The 25,050-nt window shown below is 38.9% G+C and carries 26 protein-coding genes, 2 tRNA genes and 3 pseudogenes; 28 read left to right on the plus strand and 3 right to left on the minus strand.

Annotated features, from left to right (window positions below):
• Positions 1–61: 61 nt before the first annotated feature.
• The 15 genes and pseudogenes from codY to B7695_RS01335 all read left to right on the plus strand — a co-directional run bounded on the left by codY (position 62) and on the right by B7695_RS01335 (position 12,153).
• A complete protein-coding gene (codY, locus tag B7695_RS01265) occupies positions 62–850 on the plus strand; it encodes a GTP-sensing pleiotropic transcriptional regulator CodY (RefSeq protein ID WP_084889399.1) in 789 nt (262 codons plus the stop codon).
• The gene (locus B7695_RS01270) at positions 850–1,425 is read left to right on the plus strand and encodes a cysteine hydrolase family protein (protein ID WP_049510656.1); all 576 of its coding nucleotides are present in this window, start codon (positions 850–852) and stop codon (positions 1,423–1,425) included. The genes codY and B7695_RS01270 overlap by 1 nt, the downstream gene beginning before the upstream one ends.
• An 81-nt stretch (positions 1,426–1,506) precedes the next feature.
• A tRNA-Leu gene (locus B7695_RS01275) sits at positions 1,507–1,592 on the plus strand.
• 176 nt (positions 1,593–1,768) lie between these two features.
• Entirely contained in the window at positions 1,769–3,046 is a 1,278-nt protein-coding gene (locus B7695_RS01280; RefSeq protein WP_084889400.1) for an ABC transporter permease, read from the plus strand.
• Between the two features lie 118 nt (positions 3,047–3,164).
• A complete protein-coding gene (vex2, locus tag B7695_RS01285) occupies positions 3,165–3,812 on the plus strand; it encodes an ABC transporter ATP-binding subunit Vex2 (RefSeq protein WP_049512209.1) in 648 nt (215 codons plus the stop codon).
• Positions 3,813–3,867: 55 nt separating this feature from the next.
• Positions 3,868–5,247: an ABC transporter permease subunit Vex3 gene (gene vex3 / locus B7695_RS01290; RefSeq protein ID WP_084889401.1), complete on the plus strand. Its 1,380-nt coding sequence runs from the start codon at positions 3,868–3,870 to the stop codon at positions 5,245–5,247.
• A 142-nt stretch (positions 5,248–5,389) separates the two neighbouring features.
• Positions 5,390–6,046, plus strand: coding sequence for a response regulator transcription factor VncR (gene vncR / locus B7695_RS01295; RefSeq protein ID WP_084889402.1), 657 nt, complete (start codon positions 5,390–5,392; stop codon positions 6,044–6,046).
• The gene (gene vncS / locus B7695_RS01300; RefSeq protein ID WP_084889403.1) at positions 6,043–7,371 is read left to right on the plus strand and encodes a sensor histidine kinase VncS; all 1,329 of its coding nucleotides are present in this window, start codon (positions 6,043–6,045) and stop codon (positions 7,369–7,371) included. The genes vncR and vncS overlap by 4 nt, the downstream gene beginning before the upstream one ends.
• Before the next feature lie 140 nt (positions 7,372–7,511).
• The gene (locus B7695_RS01305; RefSeq protein ID WP_001019001.1) at positions 7,512–8,393 is read left to right on the plus strand and encodes a class II fructose-bisphosphate aldolase; all 882 of its coding nucleotides are present in this window, start codon (positions 7,512–7,514) and stop codon (positions 8,391–8,393) included.
• 117 nt (positions 8,394–8,510) lie between these two features.
• Positions 8,511–9,425 (plus strand): annotated as a pseudogene (locus B7695_RS01310) (alpha/beta fold hydrolase).
• A 196-nt stretch (positions 9,426–9,621) separates the two neighbouring features.
• Positions 9,622–9,990, plus strand: coding sequence for a hypothetical protein (locus tag B7695_RS01315; RefSeq protein WP_084889404.1), 369 nt, complete (start codon positions 9,622–9,624; stop codon positions 9,988–9,990).
• Between the two features lie 37 nt (positions 9,991–10,027).
• Positions 10,028–10,741, plus strand: coding sequence for a DUF4241 domain-containing protein (locus tag B7695_RS01320; protein WP_084889405.1), 714 nt, complete (start codon positions 10,028–10,030; stop codon positions 10,739–10,741).
• Between the two features lie 16 nt (positions 10,742–10,757).
• Positions 10,758–11,150 (plus strand): hypothetical protein, encoded by a 393-nt coding sequence (locus B7695_RS01325; RefSeq protein WP_084889406.1) that lies wholly within the window; start codon positions 10,758–10,760, stop codon positions 11,148–11,150.
• A 91-nt stretch (positions 11,151–11,241) separates the two neighbouring features.
• A complete protein-coding gene (locus B7695_RS01330) occupies positions 11,242–11,655 on the plus strand; it encodes a hypothetical protein (protein ID WP_084889407.1) in 414 nt (137 codons plus the stop codon).
• A 24-nt stretch (positions 11,656–11,679) separates the two neighbouring features.
• Complete coding sequence (locus B7695_RS01335; RefSeq protein WP_084889408.1) at positions 11,680–12,153, plus strand: DUF2004 domain-containing protein; 474 nt, start codon at positions 11,680–11,682, stop codon at positions 12,151–12,153.
• Positions 12,154–12,374: 221 nt separating this feature from the next.
• On the opposite strand, the pseudogene B7695_RS01340 reads toward B7695_RS01335, so the two are convergent.
• Positions 12,375–13,359: pseudogene (locus B7695_RS01340) on the minus strand (IS30 family transposase).
• A gap of 141 nt (positions 13,360–13,500) precedes the next feature.
• Here B7695_RS01340 and B7695_RS01345 point away from each other — a divergent pair.
• From B7695_RS01345 to B7695_RS01380, 7 genes and pseudogenes are all read left to right on the plus strand, one after another.
• A pseudogene (locus tag B7695_RS01345) lies at positions 13,501–13,878 on the plus strand (class I SAM-dependent methyltransferase); the annotation flags it as partial.
• A gap of 202 nt (positions 13,879–14,080) precedes the next feature.
• Positions 14,081–14,212: a transposon-encoded TnpW family protein gene (locus B7695_RS01350; RefSeq protein ID WP_239822255.1), complete on the plus strand. Its 132-nt coding sequence runs from the start codon at positions 14,081–14,083 to the stop codon at positions 14,210–14,212.
• Positions 14,213–14,408: 196 nt separating this feature from the next.
• A complete protein-coding gene (locus B7695_RS01360; RefSeq protein WP_084889410.1) occupies positions 14,409–15,401 on the plus strand; it encodes an ABC transporter ATP-binding protein in 993 nt (330 codons plus the stop codon).
• Between the two features lies 1 nt (position 15,402).
• A complete protein-coding gene (locus tag B7695_RS01365) occupies positions 15,403–16,221 on the plus strand; it encodes an ABC transporter permease (RefSeq protein WP_084889411.1) in 819 nt (272 codons plus the stop codon).
• Position 16,222: 1 nt separating this feature from the next.
• Positions 16,223–17,008 (plus strand): ABC transporter permease, encoded by a 786-nt coding sequence (locus B7695_RS01370; protein ID WP_084889412.1) that lies wholly within the window; start codon positions 16,223–16,225, stop codon positions 17,006–17,008.
• A gap of 100 nt (positions 17,009–17,108) precedes the next feature.
• A tRNA-Thr gene (locus B7695_RS01375) sits at positions 17,109–17,181 on the plus strand.
• A gap of 187 nt (positions 17,182–17,368) precedes the next feature.
• Positions 17,369–17,677, plus strand: coding sequence for a hypothetical protein (locus B7695_RS01380; protein ID WP_084889413.1), 309 nt, complete (start codon positions 17,369–17,371; stop codon positions 17,675–17,677).
• Between the two features lie 80 nt (positions 17,678–17,757).
• Here B7695_RS01380 and B7695_RS01385 read toward each other — a convergent pair whose 3' ends face one another.
• Positions 17,758–18,117 (minus strand): DUF3397 family protein, encoded by a 360-nt coding sequence (locus B7695_RS01385; RefSeq protein WP_004242853.1) that lies wholly within the window; start codon positions 18,115–18,117, stop codon positions 17,758–17,760.
• A 91-nt stretch (positions 18,118–18,208) separates the two neighbouring features.
• Between B7695_RS01385 and mnmL the strand changes: the two genes are divergently transcribed.
• From mnmL to B7695_RS01410, 5 genes are all read left to right on the plus strand, one after another.
• Positions 18,209–19,165 carry a tRNA modification radical SAM protein MnmL/YtqA gene (gene mnmL / locus B7695_RS01390; RefSeq protein ID WP_084889414.1) on the plus strand — a complete coding sequence of 319 codons (957 nt, stop codon included), beginning with the start codon at positions 18,209–18,211 and terminating at the stop codon, positions 19,163–19,165.
• Positions 19,149–19,706, plus strand: coding sequence for a tRNA 5-(aminomethyl)-2-thiouridylate-methyltransferase MnmM (gene mnmM / locus B7695_RS01395; protein ID WP_084889415.1), 558 nt, complete (start codon positions 19,149–19,151; stop codon positions 19,704–19,706). The genes mnmL and mnmM overlap by 17 nt, the downstream gene beginning before the upstream one ends.
• Positions 19,699–19,953, plus strand: coding sequence for a hypothetical protein (locus B7695_RS01400; RefSeq protein WP_033683343.1), 255 nt, complete (start codon positions 19,699–19,701; stop codon positions 19,951–19,953). The genes mnmM and B7695_RS01400 overlap by 8 nt, the downstream gene beginning before the upstream one ends.
• Positions 19,954–19,964: 11 nt before the next feature.
• Positions 19,965–22,019 (plus strand): cation:proton antiporter, encoded by a 2,055-nt coding sequence (locus tag B7695_RS01405; RefSeq protein WP_084889416.1) that lies wholly within the window; start codon positions 19,965–19,967, stop codon positions 22,017–22,019.
• 141 nt (positions 22,020–22,160) lie between these two features.
• A complete protein-coding gene (locus B7695_RS01410) occupies positions 22,161–23,021 on the plus strand; it encodes a YihY/virulence factor BrkB family protein (RefSeq protein WP_084889417.1) in 861 nt (286 codons plus the stop codon).
• A gap of 77 nt (positions 23,022–23,098) precedes the next feature.
• On the opposite strand, the gene queA is transcribed toward B7695_RS01410, so the two are convergent.
• Positions 23,099–24,127, minus strand: a complete 1,029-nt coding sequence (gene queA, locus B7695_RS01415) for a tRNA preQ1(34) S-adenosylmethionine ribosyltransferase-isomerase QueA (protein ID WP_084889426.1) — start codon at positions 24,125–24,127, stop codon at positions 23,099–23,101.
• Between the two features lie 150 nt (positions 24,128–24,277).
• Here queA and B7695_RS01420 point away from each other — a divergent pair, with 150 nt between their 5' ends.
• Positions 24,278–24,985, plus strand: a complete 708-nt coding sequence (locus B7695_RS01420) for a glucosamine-6-phosphate deaminase (protein WP_000864591.1) — start codon at positions 24,278–24,280, stop codon at positions 24,983–24,985.
• Positions 24,986–25,050: the final 65 nt, after the last annotated feature.

The following is a 25,050-nucleotide window of genomic DNA, read 5'->3' on the forward strand; positions in this document are numbered from 1 at the left end:
TAATAATTGAAAATTCAAGCTGTTTATGTTATAATGATAGCGATTAAATTCGAGGTGAAAAATGGCACATTTATTAGAAAAAACTAGAAAAATTACTTCTATCCTGAAGCGCTCAGACGAGCAGTTGCAGGAAGAACTTCCCTACAATGCGATTACCCGTCAATTGGCAGATATTATTGACTGTAACGCTTGTATCGTCAATAGCAAGGGACGTCTCCTTGGTTATTTTATGCGTTACAAAACCAATACGGATCGTGTAGAGCAGTTCTTCCAAACTAAGATTTTCCCTGAGATATATATTCAGGGGGCCAACATGATTTATGATACAGAAGCCAATCTGACAGTTGATCACGATTTGAGTATTTTCCCTGTGGAAAGTCGTGCCGACTTTCCAGATGGTTTGACGACTATTGCACCGATTCATGTATCAGGGATTCGCCTTGGTTCTTTGATTATTTGGCGCAATGACAAAGAATTTGATGACGAGGACTTGATTCTTGTTGAGATTGCCAGTACCGTTGTTGGGATTCAACTCCTCAACTTCCAGCGTGAAGAAGATGAGAAAAATATCCGTCGCCGTACTGCTGTTACCATGGCGGTTAATACCCTTTCTTACTCCGAACTCCGTGCTGTTTCAGCAATTTTAGGGGAATTAAATGGAAATGAAGGTCAGTTGACTGCGTCTGTGATTGCAGACCGTATCGGAATTACCCGTTCTGTGATTGTCAATGCCCTTCGTAAACTTGAGTCTGCGGGGATTATTGAAAGTCGCTCACTTGGAATGAAAGGGACCTACCTTAAGGTCTTGATTTCAGATATTTTTGAAGAAGTGAAGAAAAGAGATTACTAATGGCAAAGGCTTTAATTTCGATTGATTATACAGAAGATTTTGTTGCTGATAGTGGTAAATTGACAGCCGGCGCTCCAGCCCAAGCTATTTCGGATGCCATCAGCAAGGTGACTCGGTTAGCTTTTGAACGCGGAGATTACATCTTTTTTACCATTGATGCTCACGAAGAAAACGATTGTTTTCATCCAGAAAGCAAGCTGTTTCCTCCTCACAATTTGATTGGAACTAGTGGGCGGAATTTATACGGAGATTTGGGGACCTTTTATCAAGAACATGGTTCAGACAGTCGTGTCTTTTGGATGGATAAACGCCATTACTCAGCTTTTTCAGGGACTGACCTGGATATCCGCTTGAGAGAGCGTCGAATTTCTACAGTTATCTTAACAGGAGTCTTGACGGATATTTGTGTCCTGCATACAGCTATAGATGCCTATAATCTAGGATATGATATCGAGATTGTTAAACCAGCTGTTGCTTCCATCTGGCCTGAAAATCATCAATTTGCCCTAGGTCATTTCAAAAATACACTCGGAGCTAAGTTAGTAGATGAAAATCTAAATGAAATTTCAGAGTAATTTGGTTGATGAAATGAAAAATTTTTGAAAAAAAGTGTTGACAAGCATCCTAAAAGTTGATATACTAGTAAAGTAATCGACGCGGGGATGGCGGAATTGGCAGACGCGCAGGACTAAGGATCCTGTGACCGCTTTAGGTCGTGAGGGTTCAAGTCCCTCTCTCCGCATAGGATAAGAGTTAGCTTAGGCTAGCTCTTTTTTTATCTAATTCAAGTAGAGCAAAAAATGTTTGCTCTTTTTTTATCTAATTCAAGTAGAGCAAAAAATGTTTGCTCTTTTTTTGTATTTCATAAACATTTCATATTTGGATTTTATAATAGTCTTACAAATATGGAGGTGACAAATGAATCCAATCCAAAGAGCTTGGGCTTATGTCAGCAGAAAACGACTGAGAAGTTTTATTTTATTTCTGATTTTATTGGTCCTATTGGCTGGAATTTCAGCCTGTTTGACTCTGATGAAGTCCAACAAAACAGTGGAAACCAATCTTTACAAATCACTCAATACATCTTTTTCTATTAAGAAGATAGAAAATGGTCAGACTTTCAAGTTGTCAGACCTAGCATCTGTAAGCAAAATTAAGGGACTGGAAAATGTTTCTCCTGAACTGGAGACGGTCGCAAAACTAAAAGACAAGGAAGCGGTGAGTGGCGAGCAGAGCGTGGAGCGTGATGATTTGTCAGCTGCGGATAAGAATTTGGTTAGCCTAATGGCGCTTGAGGATTCATCCAAGGATGTCACATTTACCAGCTCGGCTTTCAACTTAAAAGAAGGTCGTCACCTTCAAAAAGGAGATTCAAAGAAAATCATCATCCATGAAGAGCTGGCTAAGAAGAATAGTCTTTCGCTTTATGACAAGCTTCGCTTGGATGCTGGACAGTCAGAAGCTGGTAAAGGACAAACTGTCGAGTTTGAAATCGTCGGAATCTTCTCTGGTAAAAAACAAGAGAAATTTACAGGCTTGTCTTCCGACTTCAGTGAAAACCAGGTCTTTACAGACTATGAAAGTAGCCAAAGCCTTTTGGGTACTGGTGAACCTCAAGTCACTGCAGCCCGCTTCTATGTAGAAAATCCTAAGGAAATGGACGAACTCTTGAAGCAGGTAGAAAATTTGGCCTTGGAAAATCAAGGATACCAAGTCGAGAAGGAAAACAAGGCTTTTGAACAAATCAAAGATTCAGTTGCTACCTTTCAAACCTTCCTAACCATCTTCCTTTATGGGATGTTGATAGCAGGAGCAGGGGCCTTAATTCTGGTTTTGTCTCTCTGGTTGAGAGAAAGGGTCTACGAAGTGGGAATTTTACTGGCACTTGGCAAAGGCAAAAGCTCAATCTTCCTACAGTTCTGTTTAGAGGTAGTTTTGGTATCTCTCGGAGCTTTACTTCCATCCTTTATCGCTGGAAATGCCATTACATCCTATCTGCTCCAAACTGTCCTAGCCAGTGGAGAGCAGGCAAGCTTACAAGATACACTAGCTAAAGCAAGCAGTTTATCAACCAACATCTTATCTTTTGCAGAATCCTATGCTTTTCTGCTATTGATTAGTTGCTTGTCTGTAGCCCTTTGTTTCCTATTCTTATTTAGAAAATCACCTAAGGAAATTTTATCATCTATTAGTTAATACTCTTCGAAAATCAAATTCAAACCGCGTCAGCTTCGCTTTGCCGTACTCAAGTACAGCCTGCGGCTAGCTTCCTAGTTTGCTCTTTGATTTTCATTGAGTATAAGAAGGAGAAATCATGACTTTATTACAATTACAAGATCTTACCTACCGTTATAAGAACACTGCTGAAGCAGTCCTATATCAGATTAATTATCATTTTGAACCCGGAAAATTTTACAGTATTATTGGGGAGTCGGGAGCAGGAAAATCCACTCTCTTATCCCTCCTGGCCGGTCTAGATAGTCCTGTTGAAGGTTCTATCCTTTTCCAAGGAGAGGACATTCGTAAGAAGGGTTATTCCTACCATCGCATGCACCATATTTCCTTGGTCTTTCAAAATTATAACTTGATAGATTATCTTTCTCCATTGGAAAATATCCGCTTGGTCAATAAAAAGGCAAGTAAGGATACACTTCTTGAGCTTGGTTTAGATGAAAGTCAGATCAAGCGGAATGTTCTCCAGTTATCAGGGGGTCAACAGCAACGTGTTGCCATTGCTCGTAGTTTGGTATCAGAAGCTCCAGTTATCTTAGCTGATGAGCCAACAGGAAATCTGGACCCTAAAACTGCTGGAGATATTGTCGAACTGCTCAAATCACTTGCCCAGAAAACAGGTAAATGTGTGATTGTCGTCACCCACAGTAAAGAAGTGGCACAAGCGTCAGATATTACACTTGAGTTGAAGGACAAGAAACTGACTGAAACTCGCAATACTACGAAATAATATGAGCTTTTTCTGTTAGAACTATAAAATAGAACAAAATCTAGAAAGGGAACCTATGTTACACAACGCATTTGCCTATGTTACAAGGAAGTTTTTCAAATCGATTGTCATCTTCCTGATTATTCTCCTTATGGCGAGCTTAAGTTTGGTCGGCTTGTCGATCAAGGGAGCTACTGCCAAGGCTTCTCAGGAGACCTTTAAAAATATCACCAATAGTTTTTCCATGCAAATCAATCGTCGCGTCAATCAAGGAACGCCACGTGGTGCTGGGAATATCAAGGGTGAAGATATCAAAAAAATCACTGAAAACAAGGCCATCGAGTCTTATGTTAAACGCATCAATGCCATCGGAGATTTGACTGGATATGAACTCATCGAAACGCCAGAAACCAAGAAAAATCTGACACCTGACCGTGCCAAACATTTTGGAAGTAGCTTGATGATTACAGGTGTCAATGACTCCTCTAAAGAAGACAAGTTTGTCTTGGGCTCTTACAAACTAGTCGAAGGAGAGCACCTAACAAACGACGACAAGGACAAGATCCTCTTGCACAAGGACTTGGCAGCCAAATACGGCTGGAAAGTCGGGGATAAGGTCAAACTAGACTCCAATATCTACGATGCAGACAATGAAAAAGGTGCCAAGGAAACAGTCGAAGTGACAATCAAGGGACTCTTTGATGGTCACAATAAGTCGGCAGTAACCTACTCACAAGAACTATACGAAAACACAGCTATCACAGACATCCATACGGCGGCTAAACTATATGGTTATACAGAAGAAACGGCTATTTATGGGGACGCAACCTTCTTTGTAACAGCGGACAAGAACTTGGATGATGTTATGAAAGAGTTGAATGGCATCAGTGGTATCAACTGGAAGAGCTATACACTGGTGAAGAGCTCCTCTAACTACCCAGCTCTTGAGCAATCCATCTCTGGTATGTACAAGATGGCCAATCTCCTCTTCTGGGGCAGCTTGAGCTTCTCAGTCCTTCTCCTTGCCCTCTTGCTCAGCCTTTGGATCAATGCCCGTCGCAAGGAAGTGGGAATTCTCCTCTCTATCGGTCTTAAGCAGGCAAGTATCTTGGGTCAATTTATCACTGAATCCATCTTGATTGCCATCCCTGCTCTTGTTTCTGCTTACTTCCTAGCCAACTACACAGCTCGTGCGATTGGAAATACTGTTCTTGCCAATGTCACTTCAGGTGTTGCCAAGCAAGCTAGCAAGGCTGCTCAAACCTCTAATCTTGGTGGTGGGGCAGAAGTAGATGGCTTTAGCAAGACCTTGTCAAGCCTAGATATTTCTATTCAGACATCTGACTTTATCATTGTCTTTGTCCTAGCCTTGGTTCTAGTGGTTCTCGTTATGGCGCTTGCTTCAAGCAATCTCCTTAGAAAACAACCAAAAGAGCTTTTGCTCGATAGTGAATAAAAAACTTGCTACCTATTCTCCCCTAAATGGGGTATAATATAGGTAGCATTTTTATCTATTTTATCTTGATAAGGCCTCTTCCTTGCAGGATGAAATTGAGATGATTTACAAGAAATTTAAAGGAATGTGAAACGTTTTTTCTATGAAAATTTTAATTGTAGAAGATGAAGAGATGATCCGTGAGGGGATCAGTGACTATTTGACGGATTGTGGTTATGAAATTATTGAGGCGTCGGACGGTCAGGAAGCTCTGGAGCAATTTTCCAGCTATGAAGTAGCCCTGGTTTTACTGGATATTCAGATGCCTAAGCTCAATGGGCTAGAAGTTCTAGCTGAGATTCGTAAAACTAGTCAGCTTCCTGTCTTGATGTTGACTGCCTTTCAGGATGAGGAATACAAGATGAGTGCCTTTGCTTCGCTCGCAGATGGCTATCTGGAAAAACCTTTTTCTCTGTCCCTCTTAAAAGTGAGGGTGGACGCGATTTTCAAGCGCTATTATGATATGGGACGAATCTTCTCCTATAAGGATGCCAAGGTGGACTTTGAGAGCTACAGTGCAAGCCTCGCAGGTCAAGAAGTGGCCATTAATGCCAAAGAGTTGGAAATTCTGGATTATTTGGTAAAAAATGAAGGACGGGCCTTGACTCGATCTCAGATTATTGATGCTGTCTGGAAAGCGACAGATGAGGTCCCCTTTGACCGTGTCATTGACGTCTATATCAAGGAACTGCGGAAAAAGCTAGACTTGGACTGCATCCTCACTGTGCGCAATGTTGGTTATAAATTGGAGCGAAAATGAAACGAACAGGTTTATTTACAAAGATATTTATCTATACCTTCTCGATATTTAGTGTTCTGGTTATCTGCCTTCATTTAGCCATTTATTTTCTATTTCCCTCGACTTATCTGAGCCACCGTCAGGAAACCATTGGTCAGAAAGCGACAGCTATTGCCCAGTCCCTAGAAGGGAAAGACAGGCAGAGTATCGAGCAAGTGTTAGACTTGTACTCTCAGACTAGTGAGATTAAGGGGGCTGTCAAGGGCGAGATGACCGAGGACAAGTTAGAAGTCAAGGACAGTCTTCCTCTGGACACGGAACGTCAGACAACCTCTCTTTTTATCGAGGAGCGCGAGGTGACAACGCAAGACGGTGGTACCATGACTCTCCAGTTTCTAGCTTCCATGGATTTACAAAAGGAAGCAGAGCAAATCAGTCTCCAGTTTCTTCCCTATACCTTGCTGGCATCCTTTCTGATTTCCCTCTTGGTGGCCTATATCTATGCTCGGACCATTGTTGCACCGATTTTGGAAATCAAGCGAGTGACCCGTCGGATGATGGAACTAGATACCCAAGTGCGATTGCGCGTGGATTCCAAGGATGAGATCGGTGATCTCAAAGAACAAATAAATAGCCTCTACCAGCATCTTTTGACTGTCATTGCGGACTTGCATGACAAGAATGAAGCTATTCTCCAGCTGGAAAAGATGAAGGTCGAATTCCTACGAGGGGCTTCTCATGAATTGAAAACACCACTGGCTAGTTTGAAAATCTTGATCGAAAACATGAAAGAAAATGTTGGTCGTTATAAGGATAGAGACCACTATCTGGGAGTTGCCTTAGGAATTGTGGATGAGCTCAATCACCACGTTCTCCAGATACTTTCTCTCTCGTCTGTGCAGGAATTGCGAGATGATAGGGAACAAATTGACTTATACCAGATGACGCAAAGTCTGGTTAAGGATTATGATTTACTAGCCAAGGAAAGAGAACTCCAGATAGACAATAGTTTAACCCATCAGCAGGCTTATCTAAACCCATCAGTTATGAAGTTGATCCTATCTAACCTCATCAGCAATGCCATCAAGCACTCTGTTCCAGATGGCTTGGTTCGCATTGGCGAAAGAGAAGGAGAACTCTTTATCGAGAATAGTTGTAGTCCTGAAGAACAAGAAAAACTGGCCCAGTCTTTTTCTGATAATGCTAGTCGCAAGGCCAAGGGTTCGGGGATGGGCCTCTTTGTGGTCAAAAGTCTATTAGAACATGAAAAATTAGCTTATCGTTTTGAAATGCAGGAGAATCGTTTAACCTTCTTCATAACTTTTCCAAAAGTCGCCCAAGACTAGGCAGAGAAAGGGTTTACATAGATGGAGATAGAAGAAATTCAATCGAAACTGCGGGAAAAACTAGATTTTTTTGTCAAAAAGTGATAAAATGAACAATGTAAATGGGATGACCCATAAAAATATACAGGAGGCCTGATAAAATGGCAATCGTTTCAGCAGAAAAATTTGTCCAAGCAGCTCGTGACAACGGTTATGCAGTTGGTGGATTTAACACAAACAACCTTGAGTGGACTCAAGCTATCTTGCGCGCAGCAGAAGCTAAAAAAGCTCCAGTTTTGATCCAAACTTCAATGGGTGCTGCTAAATACATGGGTGGTTACAAAGTTGCTCGCAACTTGATCGCTAACCTTGTTGAATCAATGGGTATCACTGTACCAGTAGCTATCCACCTTGACCACGGTCACTACGAAGATGCACTTGAGTGTATCGAAGTTGGTTACACTTCAATCATGTTTGACGGTTCACACCTTCCAGTTGAAGAAAACCTTAAATTGGCTAAAGAAGTTGTTGAAAAAGCACACGCTAAAGGTATCTCAGTAGAAGCTGAAGTTGGTACTATCGGTGGTGAAGAAGACGGAATCATCGGTAAAGGTGAATTGGCTCCAATCGAAGACGCTAAAGCAATGGTTGAAACTGGTATCGACTTCTTGGCAGCTGGTATCGGTAACATCCACGGTCCTTACCCAGCAAACTGGGAAGGTCTTGACCTTGACCACTTGCAAAAATTGACTGAAGCTCTTCCAGGATTCCCAATCGTATTGCACGGTGGTTCAGGTATTCCTGATGAGCAAATCCAAGCAGCTATCAAACTTGGTGTTGCCAAAGTTAACGTTAACACAGAATGCCAAATCGCATTCGCTAACGCAACTCGTAAATTTGCTCGTGACTACGAAGCAAACGAAGCAGAATACGACAAGAAAAAACTCTTCGACCCACGTAAATTCTTGGCTGACGGTGTAAAAGCTATCCAAGCATCAGTTGAAGAACGTATCGACGTATTCGGTTCAGAAGGTAAAGCATAATCTAGCTGAACAGTACAGATGAAACCTGCCCATTGGGTGGGTTTTTTGTGTGTGAATATATTGTAGAAGAACCAATATTAAGTTGCTAAAAGGTTCTATTTTTTGTACAATAATGCTATGAAAATACTGAAAAAATGGTTTCTTGGCTTTCTTAGTTTCATTCTTTTGTTTTTACTCGCTACATTCATCTTTCACCGTATCAGTTTGGAAAAGGAACAAGCCTCACTGAAACCTATGGGACAACAAGTTCTCGTCGATGGTCATCAAATGAATGTTTACGTTGAAGGGGATGGTCCTGAGACTATAGTAGTTCTCTCAGGTGCTGGTATTGCTTTTCCTATATTGGACTTTAAAGAAGTATCGGAATCCTTATCGAAACGGTATAAGGTAGTCATCGTGGAGCGAGCAGGATATGGTTATAGTGATGATAGCAATCATTCAAGAGATGTGATAGAGGTTTTGTCTGAGACGCGTCAAGCTCTTTCACAAGCAAATGTCAAAGGTCCTTTTATCATTTTGTCTCATTCCATGGCTAGTCTTGAGAGTTTAGCTTGGCAGGAAAAATATCCTGATGAAGTAAAAACCTTGGTTGGGTTAGATTGGGCACTGCCAGCTAGTTATGAGAATTTAAAGTAAAATCAGGCCTTAATCACTGTGATATTTTGGAGTAGCAAGATTGGCCTATTACGCTACTTTCCTGAGTCCTTTTATATAAAAAATCCAACTCTGATTGAAACTGAACGAAAACAATATAAAATTCTAGCTTATAAGCAGTTGATATCACAAGTCATGCTTCATGAATCCCAAACGGTAAAGGAAAATGCCAAGAAAGTTCCCTCAAGCATCAATCTGAAAATTCCCACCTTATTACTGGTGTCTAACGGTGAACGCACTAGTTTTAGCCAATCAGAATGGCAGCATTTTGCAGAGGAATTTGTAAGTGACCAGCCTAATGTGAAAGTCATCTATATGGATACACCACACGACCTTTATCATTATAAAAATCATAAGGGTATATGCAAAATTGTATAATTAACATAGAAAAGTAACTATGAATTTATATTCTACAATCTTATTTTGAAAGTAAATAAGGAGAAAATTTATGGATAATACATTTATAAGATTAAAATATTTTTTAGAAGATACGAACAATTTTGAAGAACTTTTAGAATCAGATAGTCTTATATGAGTCGATCATAGAGAATATGATGAAGATATCATCTCTTATGTGAATGAAAAACTAGAAGATAAGATAGAAATAGTATTAAAAGATAATGGGAAACCTTATGGAGAAGATATTTATTTAAAACATAAAGATAAGTCATTTATGATACCATATAAGGAAAAAATGGATAGAGATACAACCATTAAATCTATAAATGAGTTTATTCAACCCAAGTATGAAATTCGTTTTTGTCTTGAAAGTCTTGGGAATGATACTTTGGCATTTGTGGTATTAACTAAAGATTTATGGAAACAATTAGAAAATGAATTCGACAAAGAAAAAGTGAGCTATTATTTTGAAGAAATAAATTTCAAATGCAGATGTTTGATATGGATGTGGATACTATTTTTAAAATACGTGGTGAAAGATTAGGAATAGCGTAGAACGATAAATTTTTAAAGGAGTATATATGAATACAACAAAAGAATGGATTGAAAAATATGAAACAGTAAAACATTTATTAGTTGCCCCTATGAACTATGCAGAAGTTTTTGAAAAAAATGAAATTCATGGAAAAAAATTATTTGTTTTAGAAATGGGAGAAATCATATTTCCTACGGGAGAACTTTTGGTAAGAGATCCTTTGGTTTGGCTGAGTAGAGCAGAAAAACCTTACTTAACCAAAGTACCAAGAGGAAAGTATAGCATTGAAACTTTGGTAGCAGAAATCGAAGAAGACCACTATCGTTATGTACTTACAAGAGTAAAATTTAATGAAAATAAGCCTGTGATTTATTACGAAGCTTTAAAAGGTGATGAAAACCTAGAAGGTGTAGATAATAAAAGTATTTTTGGATTTATGGTTGATGCAGGATTGGCAACTATAGTTGATGTAGAAACAAGAGATAAATATTGTGATTTTGTAGAGAAGTGGTATAAAGAAAATACTGAAAAAAATATTTATAATGATTTTTTTGCAAAGGAATTTAAAGAAAATGCCATGAAAAATCCAAAATTTCAAAGAGAAGATGGAGACTGGATAAACTTTAAAATTCCTAATACAGATTTATCAATTCCTATGATTCAGTCAGGTTTTGGAGATGGACAGTATCCTGTATATTTTGGGTATGATGAAAAGGGAAATCTTTGTGATATTGTTTTAGAGTATATACCGATAAATTAATTTCAAAGGGGAATATATGAACTATTTATTAAATAAAGAAGATTTTATTTTATATGAATCCAAGTATGTTTCGACTTATGAATTTGATGATGAAAATATTAATGTAACCATTTATAAAGACGATTTCACACAGGAAGAAATTGATTTTATTAACAAGCTAATTAATCTTTATGAGAAGAATTTACCTAAAATAGCTTTGGCTTGTGTAAATTCAGATACTTTTAAATATTGTTTTCCCGAAGAAACTGTAGAAAGTATTATCCCTAAACTTGGGAAGCCGATATTTAGAAGAATGAGAAATACAACATTATTAATATATACGGAGCATACTATTGACAATGATCATATTTTAGATATTGAATTTGAGGGCTTGTATGAAGATATTTTTGATGTAGGAATTGATGGCTAAAATTAACAAATAGTGTAGTGGTGATAAATATTTTACTTAAAGAATATAATATTAAAAAATATCGAAGCCTATATGAAAGTTAGGGGATAAAATGAAAAAATTTGATTCAGAATACATTAGCAATAAAAAAGCGGATATAGAAGAAATTAAAGAGATTATAAAAAATCTGTTTACAGAAAATAGTGAGGAGTGGATATCTATCATTGACACTTCTAAGAAAAATCCTAACTATATTCAAGTTCATTCAGATATAGGAATACTCGATGATTTAAAACCTGTAGTGAAGTTTATCAAGTCTAATTTAAATTATGAAGCAAATGCTATAGATGAATTAGATTTTTACATAATAGAATATAGAAAATATGAACATAAAAAGAACTTTAAGCATTATCGAGCTTTCTTTGATAAATCAGAAACTATTATTTCTTATCTTGAAAAGTATTTAAACGATGAAGAAATTGATGCAGAAAAATGGATAGATGTAACAAGTGAATTTACAGAATAAATAAAAATTGTAATGAGGTAGAATATGGAAAAAATAAAACATGAATTTTTTGGAGAATTAGATTTAGTAAATGGATTAGACGATGGTATGGGATTTAGTAACGATGTTGTTGTATTGTGGGAAGAAGAGGTAAATGGAATTAATACAACACTTTGGTATGGTAAACCAGCTAAAATCACAACAGAATTATTCGCTAATTTTACGAAGTTTTTACAAAATTTTGATGAATATAACATAAAAGCTAGAAAAGTAATAGGAGAATATCTATTAGAAGATAATACATATATTACATTTCATAAAGAAGAATTAGAACTTGATTTACCAGAAGATGTAAATGAATTTGTACAATGTATGAAAGTTACGAATATTGGATTATGGACAGATGGAGAGAATGTAATGATTGTAGATTATATGATTTCTCCAGAAGAAAGTGATGAAATTTTAGCTGTTAAATTTGATGATAGTCTTGATATTATAGATATTTCTTGGGAAAGTTAAAATTTAAAATTAAAGGGTAACTATTAGAACATTTTGAAAATATCGTGAATTGTCAAGTTAAGTGCAATAAACGCTAACTTTTCCTACATACCTAATTTAACTTCATATTTACAATGTATTTTGATTCAAAACAAACAAATATACTAATAGCCCCATAGGGGGTTCGGGCCAAATTTTTGGCGCTTTTTTCTTTCCAAATAGACTTGATTGATAAGATTCGTCTATTTCGCTTCTAACTGTTCTAAGAGTTCGCTTGAACTTAAGAAGCCCAATAGTTTTCTTGGACGATGATTGATGGCAGCTACATATACCCGTAGTTCCTCATCTGTTAATGTATTAAATGACTGACCTTTAGGAAAAAACTCTCTTAGTAGCCCATTAAAATATTCATTTGTACCTCTTTCGTGAGAAGAGTAAGGATGTGCATAAAAAACATCTTCCACGCACTTTAATTCTCCTAATTTAGAAAATTCTACACCGTTATCAGCTGTAATAGTTTTAAAATCTAATTCTTGATATTGCGTAACGATTTTATTGATTTCATGATTAACAAGATCTGCGGACTTAAATGGTAATTTTCTAGCAATCGCAAATCTAGTCTTTCTTTCAACAAGCGTTAGTAGAACAGCTTCATTGATAAATTTCTTCCCTATCATTAAATCAATCTCCCAATGTCCAAATTCTGAACGAGTTTGAATAACCTCAGGACGTTCATCAATGGATTTACCAGCTAATCGTTTATGAGTAGATGAACGTTTTTTTCGTTCTTGGTTTCATTCTAGTAGCACGAGGTAAATCGATTCGTTTAATCTCTAGTAATCCTTGATTGATGTAGTTATAAAGAGTTTTGGTACTTGGAATAACTTCATCCTCACAAACTTTCTCATATCTTTTTACAAATGATTCAACACTATGTATACAAACTTTTTTCTTCATTTCTTTTGTAAACTTTGTTAGAAACCGTTTAGACGTCTTTTTTAGTTTAAGGTAATAAGAATTTTTTCGATTATTTTTATAACGTGCTTGTTCAGTTTCGGCAAAATATTCCTTGTAATAAATGATCTTTTCGTTTTGATTCTTCATTTGTGTAGCAGTACCACGTTTTAATTCACGACTAATCGTAGAACGATTTCTACCAAGTTCTCGTGCAATTTCTGATTGAGATTTTCCTTGTTTATGAAGCAACTCAATATTTCCTCTTTCAATGGCTGAAAGATGATTGTAAGATTATTTTGTGGTATTATTTTGTTTAGACATAACTATCTCTCCTATGCTTTGTTTTCGTCGACTTAAGTATATCAAATAGTTATGTTTTTTTGTTGCACTTCATTTTACAATTCAGCATTTATAGAAGATTTAGAAAACATGTATAAATAAGCTTCTCGAGTATTGAAAAAGGGTGGACTGTTAATGGTCGGATTTATGAATCCTTTGATATACATGTATGATGCTGACATTATATGGGATAAACTCGATGAGGAATTACTTTTAAAGTATTCAATCCCTTTTAATTCAAAAGATCTGGAAGAGGAAGGCCAATTAACCATAAATCCAGAATATGGATATGAATTTAGCCATACCTTAGAAAGTCAGATTAGAGGACAACTGAAAAATGGTCTTGCTATGATCGATTTTTATGAATCATGTGATAAAAGACATCGATTATCACGTTATGGAAATGACTATATAGCTATACTTAGTATTAAACTATATTCAAGAGAATAGCACGTTTTATGTTCTGTGAGGTGAGGGTTAAAATCTAAATCTCAGTTTGTCGAAGTACAATAATCAAATAAAATTATCGAGATGAAGTAAAAGTAGCAAATAGCCGATACTTCCTTTTTGTTGTCAAACATTCAAAAACGGAAAGGAGGATTTATGGAAAAACCGAAAAACGCAGATTAAAAGCAATAGCACAAAGAGAAAGATTGGAAAGACAACCGATGAGCTTAATGTATATTTCAATGAAAATGCAACTGAAACAATCCAAGATAGACTGACAAGAATAATACTGAAGGAGCTTAGGAGAAAATTGGATGAAAAGATGATTTTGAATTAAAAATAGCATTTTAAGAGAGAAATCTCTAATTTCATAAACTTTAAGCAAACGCTTGCATTCTAGTTTTTATTGGACTATAATAGGTTGGTATAAAACTTTCTGTAGCAATAACATGTAGAAGGTGTAGAAAGTAAGGACTTAGAATATTTGTAGTCAAAAATACAATGTTGCTATTCCTTGCGATAGGGAGATAGATATGGCAATGATAGAAGTGGAACATCTTCAGAAAAATTTTGTGAAGACAGTGAAGGAACCGGGATTGAAGGGGGCATTACGTTCCTTTATTCATCCTGAAAAGCAGACCTTTGAAGCGGTTAAGGATTTGACCTTTGAGGTTCCCAAGGGGCAGATTTTAGGCTTTATCGGGGCTAATGGTGCTGGGAAGTCGACAACCATTAAAATGCTGACAGGAATTTTAAAGCCGACATCTGGTTTTTGTCGGATTAACGGCAAGATTCCCCAGGATAATCGTCAAGATTATGTCAAGGATATTGGGGTTGTTTTTGGACAACGTACCCAGCTATGGTGGGATTTGGCCCTGCAAGAGACCTACACGGTTTTAAAGGAGATTTACGACGTGCCAGACTCGCTCTTTCATAAGCGCATGGATTTTTTGAATGAAGTCTTGGATTTGACGGATTTTATCAAGGACCCTGTGCGGACTCTTTCATTGGGACAGCGCATGCGGGCGGATATTGCAGCTTCCTTGCTCCACAATCCCAAGGTTCTCTTTTTAGATGAGCCGACTATTGGTTTGGACGTTTCGGTCAAGGATAACATTCGTCGGGCTATTACTCAGATCAATCAGGAGGAAGAAACCACCATTCTCTTGACCACTCACGACCTGAGCGACATTGAGCAACTTTGTGATCGGATTTTCATGATTGACAAGGGACAAGAGATTTTTGATGGAACGGTTAGCCAGCTCAAGGAAACATTTGGCAAGATGAAGACGCTCTCCTTTGAACTGCTACCAGGTCAAAGTCATCTCGTCTCTCACTATGAAGGCCTGCCTGATATGACCGTTGATAGACAAGGAAATACTCTCAATATTGAATTCGATAGTTCCCGCTACCAATCAGCTGATATTATCAAGCAAACCCTGTCTGATTTTGAAATCCGCGATTTGAAGATGGTGGATACGGATATTGAGGATATTATCCGTCGCTTCTACCGAAAGGAGCTCTAAGATGGTCAAATTGTGGAGACGTTATAAACCCTTTATAAATGCAGGTGTTCAGGAATTGATTACCTATCGAGTCAACTTTATTCTTTATCGGATCGGCGATGTCATGGGTGCTTTTGTGGCCTTTTATCTCTGGAAGGCTGTCTTTGATTCTTCGCAAGAGTCCTTGATTCAGGGCTTTAGTATGGCAGATATCATCCTCTACATCATCATGAGTTTTGTGACAAATCTTCTGACTAGATCAGATTCGTCCTTTATGATTGGGGAGGAGGTCAAGGATGGTTCCATTATCATGCGATTGTTGAGACCAGTGCATTTTGCAGCCTCCTATCTTTTCACTGAGCTTGGTTCCAAGTGGTTGATTTTTATCTCTGTTGGCCTTCCATTTTTAAGTGTTATTGTCTTGATGAAAATCTTATCTGGGCAAGGGATTGTAGAAGTGCTAGGATTGACGGTCCTTTATCTTTTTAGCTTAACGCTGGCCTATCTGATTAACTTTTTCTTTAATATCTGTTTTGGTTTTTCAGCCTTTGTGTTTAAAAATCTTTGGGGTTCCAATCTACTCAAGACTTCCATAGTGGCTTTTATGTCTGGAAGTTTGATTCCCTTGGCTTTCTTTCCAAAGCTTGTTGCAGATATTCTGTCCTTCCTGCCTTTTTCATCCTTGATTTACACTCCAGTCATGATTATTGTTGGGAAATACGACGCCAGTCAGATTCTTCAGGCGCTCGCTTTGCAGTTTTTCTGGCTCTTAGTGATGGTGGGCTTGTCTCAGTTGATTTGGAAACGAGTCCAGTCCTTTATCACCATTCAAGGAGGTTAGTATGAAAAAATATCAGCGTATGCATCTGATTTTTATCAGACAATACATCAAGCAAATCATGGAATACAAGGTGGATTTTGTGGTTGGAGTACTGGGAGTCTTTTTGACTCAAGGTTTGAACCTCTTGTTTCTTAATGTCATCTTTCAACACATCCCATCCCTAGAAGGTTGGACTTTTCAAGAAATCGCCTTTATCTATGGTTTTTCCTTGATTCCCAAGGGATTGGACCATCTCTTTTTTGATAATCTCTGGGCTCTGGGACAGCGCTTGGTGCGAAAAGGGGAGTTTGACAAGTACCTGACGCGTCCTATCAATCCCCTCTTTCACATCCTAGTTGAGACCTTTCAGATTGATGCCTTGGGCGAACTCTTGGTCGGTGGTATCCTACTGGGAACAACCGTGACCAGCATTGCTTGGAGCTTTCCAAAATTTTTACTTTTCCTAGTCTGCATTCCTTTTGCGACCTTGATTTATACTTCCTTGAAAATCGCGACAGCTAGTATTGCTTTTTGGACCAAGCAGTCAGGAGCAATGATTTACATTTTCTATATGTTTAATGACTTTGCTAAGTATCCGATTTCGATTTACAATTCGCTTCTTCGATGGTTGATTAGCTTTATCGTACCTTTTGCCTTTACGGCCTACTATCCTGCCAGCTATTTCTTGCAGGACAAGGATGTACTCTTTAACATTGGAGGTTTGATGTTGATTTCCCTTGTTTTCTTTGTCATTTCCCTTAAACTTTGGGATAGGGGCTTAGATGCCTACGAAAGTGCAGGGTCGTAAATAATAGAATATCAAAACCTTGTCTCAGGACAGGCTTTTTCTAATAGAGATAAAAATTCCTTGCAATCTATTCTCAGAGTGCTATACTGTAAGTGTAATCGCCGATTTAGCTCAGTTGGCAGAGCAAGGCACTCGTAAAGCCTAGGTCACAGGTTCAATCCCTGCAATCGGCAAAGTGAAGGAACTCATTCTACTGGGTTTCTTTTTTTAACTATTCAACCACTTAGACCGATATAGAGACCAGATAGGCAAAAGAACTTGTTCTTGAAACTGACCTCTGCTATAATGATTTTTGTAAGGGACATGAGGCGTCACTATCAGATAAGTCAAGTTCCTAAAAAAGAAATTGGAGATAAACAAATGAAAAAATTATTGGGGATTGTCTTTTTAGTAGCAGCAGCGACAGTATTGTATTTTGGTTCTGTTGGCTGGCCAAGTTTGGATATCAACCTCTGGTCATTGATTCCGGTAGGTTTGTTCCTCTTTTTCACTCTAGAGAATCTTTTGAAAAAAGACTACAAGGCTAGTCTGATGTGTTTGATTATTGCCTTTATCATCGCAAATGCAATTTTGGATCTTTTGCCAATTTCAAGTGGCTTGGTGATTGGAGCAGGTGTGCTAGCTTGTGTAGGGATTGGCTATCTCTTTCCTGATAAAGAAGGAAAATAGGAATTGATGAAAAAATAGATAAAGAAAAACACTTCAATCATTGTATTTTAGTTTGATTGAGGTGTTTTCGATTTAGTTTTTTATTTCTGAGCCATCAATTCAACAATCATCTCGATATACATGACAAGGGTTAATAAGAATCCTGCGCGCCAGAAGAATTTGATGAATTTAGGATAGTAAAAGCTACGTTTTTTCAAAAGAAAGAAAAAAACGAGAATAATAGCTAGGAGTGAGAGGGCTAGGCCTAGTCTAGGGAGAAAATTATGAGTAAAGGTTTTAGCTGTAATCAGGTAATACTCAAATACCAAGACTGGAAAGGCCAGATCCGCAAAATTTCGGCCTAGTTTTTTTAATCTAAAAAGTTTGGTTATGATAATGCAGACTACTAAAGTCAGTATCAATAATAAAATAGATGCTAATTTCATTAAAATCATACCCATATTGTATCATAAAAAATGGCTAATGGAAACGAGAAACAGAGGAATTTATAGGAAAGTCAGGCTTTTGAGATTGTGGGTGTTTTTTGTTATAATGAAGGTTATGAAATCTTATAATACCTTGAATGATTATTATCGAAAACTCTTTGGAGAAAAGACTTTTAAAGTCCCTATTGATGCGGGATTTGACTGTCCCAATCGTGATGGAACTGTAGCTCATGGGGGCTGTACTTTTTGTACGGTTTCTGGTTCTGGAGATGCTATCGTAGCACCGGACGCGCCTATCCGTGAGCAATTTTATAAGGAAATTGACTTTATGCACCGTAAGTGGCCGGATGTTCAGAAGTATCTGGTTTATTTTCAAAATTTTACCAACACCCATGAAAAGGTGGAAGTCATCCGAGAGCGCTATGAGCAGGCTATCAATGAGCCAGGTGTAGTAGGAATCAATATCGGAACGCGCCCAGACTGTTTACCAGACGAAACCATCGAATATTTGGCTGAGTTGTCGGAGCGCATGCATGTGACGGTTGAATTGGGCTTGCAGACTACTTATGAAGCAACCTCTGATCTGATTAATCGGGCCCACTCCTATGAATTGTACGTGGAAACGGTCAAGCGTTTGAGAAAGTATCCCAAGATTGAGATTGTTTCTCATTTGATCAATGGTTTACCTGGTGAAACCCATGAGATGATGATTGAAAATGTCCGCCGCTGTGTTACGGATAACGATATTCAAGGAATTAAACTGCACTTGCTCCACCTTATGACTAATACACGTATGCAACGGGATTACCACGAGGGACGTTTACAGTTGATGAGTCAGGAAGAATATGTAAAGGTCATCTGTGATCAACTGGAAATCATTCCCAAGCACATTGTCATCCATCGAATTACAGGAGATGCACCTAGGGATATGCTGATTGGACCTATGTGGAGCCTCAATAAGTGGGAAGTGCTAAATGCTATTGAAACTGAAATGCGACGTCGTGGAAGTGTTCAAGGATGCAAGGCTGTAAAACAGGAGTTTGAAAATGAAAAGACCACTTGAAATGGCACATGATTTTTTGGCTGAGGTTGTGAATCAGGATGATATCGTTGTGGATGCGACAATGGGAAATGGCCACGATACCCTTTTTTTAGCCAAGCTAGCCAAGAAAGTCTATGCCTTTGATATCCAAAAGCAAGCCTTGGAAAAGACGCAAGAGCGTTTACATCAGGCTGGCCTGACAAATGCCCAGTTAATCTTGCAAGGTCATGAGACGCTGGACCAGTTTGTGACAGAAGCCAAAGCAGGAATTTTTAATCTGGGTTATCTGCCGTCGGCCGATAAGTCCGTCATTACCCAACCTCAGACAACTATTGAAGCATTAGAAAAGCTGTGTCATTTGCTTGTCAAAGGTGGACGGATTGCTATTATGATTTACTATGGTCATGATGGAGGCGACCTCGAGAGGGATGCTGTCTTGGATTTTGTTAGCCAGTTGAACCAACAAGAGTACACAGCTGCCATTTACCGAACTTTAAACCAAGTCAACAACCCACCATTTTTAGTGATGATTGAGAAATTAGAGAGATATAGACATGGATAAACAATACCTACGTGAAAAGCTAGATGCCATGCGCCAGAATTTTGTTGAGTCAACAATCCACGAACGTGCGGTGGGTGTGTTAGACCAAGCGCATATGAGCAAAAAAATGCTTAAAATCAAGAAAAAATTAGTAGCTCTTGAAATGGAACGGTGCCAGCGAAAAATTGAGCACAAAGATTGTTCCAAGATTGATCAAAAGATTAAAGAGCAGAAGGAGATATTTGAATCCTGTTGTAAAAAAGATTAAGGAGGACGTGCGTGGAATTACTGATTTACCTCATCCTATTTTTACTGGTCTTGATTGTCTCGAGTACAACCAATAAGCTCCTGCCCTTTTTGCCCCTTCCTTTGGTGCAAATTCTGTTGGGAATTGTGATTGGTCTCTTTTTACCCAATACCGACTTTCACCTTAATACGGAGCTGTTTTTGGCCCTGGTTATCGGACCCTTGCTTTTTCGAGAGTCGGAGGAAGCAGATATTACGGCTATTTTAAAACACTGGCGAATCATTATCTATCTCATATTTCCAGTGATTTTCATCTCGACCCTGAGTTTGGGTGGCTTGGCTCATCTTCTTTGGCTCAGCCTTCCCTTGGCAGCTTGCTTGGCTGTTGGGGCGGCACTTGGCCCTACGGATTTGGTTGCCTTTGCCTCTCTTTCTGAGCGCTTTAGCTTTCCAAAGCGCGTGTCCAATATTCTTAAAGGTGAAGGACTCTTGAATGATGCTTCTGGATTGGTTGCCTTTCAGGTAGCTTTGACAGCTTGGACAACTGGAGCCTTTTCCCTTGGTCAAGCGAGTAGTTCGCTCATCTTTTCAATCCTAGGCGGTTTTTTGATTGGCTTTTTAACAGCCATGACCAACCGCTTCCTCCATAGTTTCTTACTTAGTGTGAGAGCAACGGATATCGCTAGTGAGCTCCTTCTGGAATTGAGTTTGCCCTTGGTAACCTTCTTCCTGGCAGAAGAAGTCCACGTTTCAGGGATTATTGCCGTTGTAGTTGCTGGGATTTTAAAGGCAAGCCGTTTTAAGAAAATCACGCTCCTCGAAGCCCAAGTGGATACGGTAACCGAGACGGTCTGGGACACAGTGAACTTTATGCTCAACGGTTCTGTCTTTGTGATTTTAGGGATGGAGCTGGAAATGATAGCAGAACCTATCTTGGCCAATCCAATCTATAATCCCTTACTGTTATTGCTATCTCTTGTCGCCCTGACCGTTGTCCTCTTTGCCATTCGTTTTATCATGATTTATGGCTATTATGCCTATAGGACTAGACGTCTCAAGAAAAAGCTAAATAAGTATATGAAGGACATGCTTCTCTTGACCTTCTCAGGAGTCAAGGGAACCGTGTCCATTGCTACGATTCTTCTGATACCAAGTGATTTGGAGCAGAAATATCCAATCTTACTTTTCCTTGTTGCAGGTGTGACGCTTGTCAGCTTTTTAACAGGTCTCGTGGTCTTACCTCATCTTTCTGATGAACAGGAAGAAAGTAAGGATTATCTCATGCATATCGCTATTTTAAATGAGGTTACTTTGGAGTTAGAAAAGGAACTTGAAACTCATAAGAATAAGCTCCCTCTCTATGCAGCCATTGACAATTATCATGGACGAATAGAGAACCTTATCCTGAGTCAAGAAAATAAGGGGGCTCAAGAAGACTGGGAGGCCTTGAAACTTCTCATCCTCAGTATTGAAAGTGATGGTTTAGAACAGGCTTACGAAGAGGACAAGATGAGTGAGCGTGCCTATCGAGTCTACCAGCGTTATTTGAAAAACATGGAACAAAGTATCAATCGTAAGTTTGCGTCACGATTGACCTATTATTTCCTTGTTTCCTTGCGGATTTTACGTTTTCTCCTTCACGAAGTCTTTACCTTAGGCAAGACCTTTCGCAGTTGGAAAAATGAAGAATCACAGAAACTCAGAGCCCTTGACTATGACCAAATTGCAGAGCTCTATCTAGAAAATACAGAGATGATTATTGAAAGTTTGGAGAACCTTAAAGGAGTTTATAAGAGTTCTTTAATCAGCTTCATGCAGGATTCTCGTCTCCGAGAAACAGCTATTATCACCAGTGGTGCCTTTGTCGAACGAGTTATCAATCGTGTTAAACCCAACAATATCGATGAAATGCTGAGAGGCTATTATCTGGAGCGCAAGTTGATTTTCGAATACGAAGAAAAACGGTTGATTACGACCAAGTATGCCAAGAAGTTACGACAAAATGTGAATAACTTAGAGAACTATTCTCTGAAGGAAGCTGCCAATACCCTGCCTTATGATATGGTGGAATTGGTAAGAAGAAATTAGTTAATACTCTTCGAAAATCTCTTCAAACCACGTCAGCTCTATCTACAACCTCAAAGCAGTGCTTTGAGCAACCTGTGGCTAGCTTCCTAGTTTGCTCTTTGATTTTCATTGAGTATCAGATTATAAGTGAAGGAGTGTGACATGAAAAAGTGGTGGAAAGAGCTGATAGATAAGCCTTTATTAAAAGCTTTTTTGCATTATTATCAAGCATCAGATAGTGAGTTGACCAGTGTCGCAGTAGCCTACTATTGGTTGATTTCGATTTTTCCCCTGCTTTTGGTGGTAGTTAATATCCTCCCCTATTTTCAGATTCCAGTTTCTAATTTTTTAAAAGTCGTCAATGAATTCTTGCCAGAAACCATGTATGATGTGGTCGCAAAGATTATTACAGAAGTGCTGACCCAACCTTCAACGGGCCTGTTGAGTTTTGCTGTTTTGTCAGCCCTCTGGACCTTTTCAAAATCCATGAATTTCCTACAGAAAGCCTTTAATAAAGCTTACGGAGTAGCAAAAAATCGAGGGATGATTTCTCATCAACTCATGAGTTTGTTTGTCAGTTTTGGTTTGCAGATTCTCTTTGCCTTGGCTCTCTTTCTGAGTGTTTTTGGCCGCATGCTCCTCAACCTTATCAAAAGCTACTGGCAATCGGATAGTCCTCTCTTTGATTACCTGCAGGATCTAACAGGTCCCTTGGTCTATGCCTTGATTTTTGCCATCTTGGTTATGCTTTATTATTTCCTTCCCAATGTTAAGGTGCGACGAATTCGACATGTATTGCCAGGAAGTGCCTTTGTCTTGTTGACCTTGGTCTTCCTGCTCAATATCTTTTCAGTTTATATCAACAACTATGTTAATCACCTCGTGGACGTCCGTTTTTTCAGTTCCATCGTCGTGGTGGTCATGATGTTCTGGTTTATTCTTATTGCTAAGATTTTGATTGTCGGCGCGGTGATCAATGCCAGTGTGCAGAGCTTGAAAGATCCGAGCTTGAGAATAAATTAACTCAATTTTTATCCATTACAAAACGCATAGTATCAAGGTTTTAATGCCTGATAATATGCGTTTTTTGATTATGTAAATCAATAGATAAACATGGCGTCACCGAAACTAAAGAAGCGGTAGTGTTCTTGGATGGCATGGTGATAGGCCTCTAAGACTAATTCACGGCCTGCAAAGGCAGAAACCAACATGACCAGAGTTGATTTTGGCAGGTGGAAGTTGGTTGAAAAGGCATCGACAACCTTCCATTGGTAACCAGGTTTGATAAAGATATTGGTCCAGCCAGAATCTGCTTGTATTTGTCCATCAAACTTGGAACCAATAGTCTCCAAGGTGCGGATAGAAGTAGTTCCAACAGCGATGACACGCCCACCATTTTCCTTAACAGTGCGAAGAGTGGCAGCCGCTTCCTCAGAAAGCTGGTAGAATTCTGAGTGCATTTCGTGTTCGTCCAGATTGTCCACAGATACAGGTCTAAAGGTTCCGAGTCCTACATGAAGAGTCAGATAGACCAGATGAACCCCCTTGGCTTGGATTTCTGCCAGTAGTTCTTTGGTGAAGTGAAGACCAGCAGTCGGTGCTGCAGCAGAGCCACTTTCCTTGGCGTAAACGGTTTGATAGCGTTCACGGTCATCCAGCTTTTCGTGGATATAAGGCGGTAGCGGCATTTCTCCCAGACTTTCCAAAACTTCTAGGAAAATTCCTTGGTATTCAAAGCGGACAATGCGGCCCCCGTGAGTCAATTCTTCCGTAACAACAGCGCTGAGACGGCCATCACCAAAGCTAACGCGAGTGCCGACCTTGAGGCGTTTGGCAGGTTTTGCCAGAACTTCCCACTCGTCTCCAGCAGTATTTTTGAGCAGGAGAAGTTCCACATGGCCTCCTGTTTCTTCCTTTTGACCATAGAGGCGGGCAGGGAGAACGCGGGTGTCGTTCATAACGAGGGCATCACCAGGTTCCAGCATATCAATAATGGAGTGGAAGTGTTTATCCTGCATTTCTCCCGTCTCACGGTTGACAATGAGGAGTTTAGAGGCATCTCGTTTTTCAAGGGGCGTTTGAGCAATCAATTCCTCGGGTAAGTAGAAATCAAAATCAGCTGTATTCATATATTTGTTCATTCTTTCTAAGTTCTAATCTTATCCATTATAACATGTTTCAAGTTTGGACGCTCTTTTTTTGAAAATTAAACCGTTTTCACTTGACAAAAATTGGTCTATACCATATAATAAATATAGATTGAAACGGAGGATGAAAAGATGAAAGTTATTAAAGTTGAAAACCAAATCGAAGGTGGAAAAGTTGCTTTTGAGATTTTGAAGGAAAAATTAGCCAATGGAGCTCAAACCCTAGGACTTGCGACAGGAAGTAGCCCACTTGAATTTTACAAGGAAATTGTTGAGAGTGACCTTGATTTTTCAAATCTAACCAGTGTCAACCTTGATGAGTATGTAGGCCTTGATGGGGACAACCCACAGTCTTATCGTTACTTCATGCAAGAAAACTTGTTTAACCAAAAACCATTTAAAGAAAGTTTCTTGCCTCGTGGGGTTAAGGACAATGCTGAAGCTGAAGTAGAACGCTACAACCAAATTTTGGCTGACCATCCAGTTGACCTCCAAATCTTGGGAATCGGTCGCAATGGACATATCGGCTTTAATGAGCCTGGTACTCCATTTGACAGTCAAACACATCTAGTCGAACTTGACCAGTCTACTATCGAAGCCAATGCTCGCTTCTTTGACAAGATTGAAGATGTTCCAACCCAAGCCATTTCAATGGGGATTAAAAACATCTTGGATGCCAAGTCAATCCTTCTCTTTGCTTATGGTGAATCAAAAGCAGAAGCCATTGCTGGAACCGTGTCTGGTCCAGTGACTGAGAACTTACCAGCAAGTAGCCTACAAAACCACCCTGATGTGACTATTATTGCAGATGCAGAAGCGCTTAGCTTGTTAGAAAAATAAAAAGTATAAAAACCACTTGCTCTTTGGAGTGAGTGGTTTTTTACTTCAAATGTTCACTATCCTGC

The sequence above is a fragment of the Streptococcus mitis genome (assembly GCF_002096845.1).
In the GTDB taxonomy this organism is placed as follows: domain Bacteria; phylum Bacillota; class Bacilli; order Lactobacillales; family Streptococcaceae; genus Streptococcus; species Streptococcus mitis_A.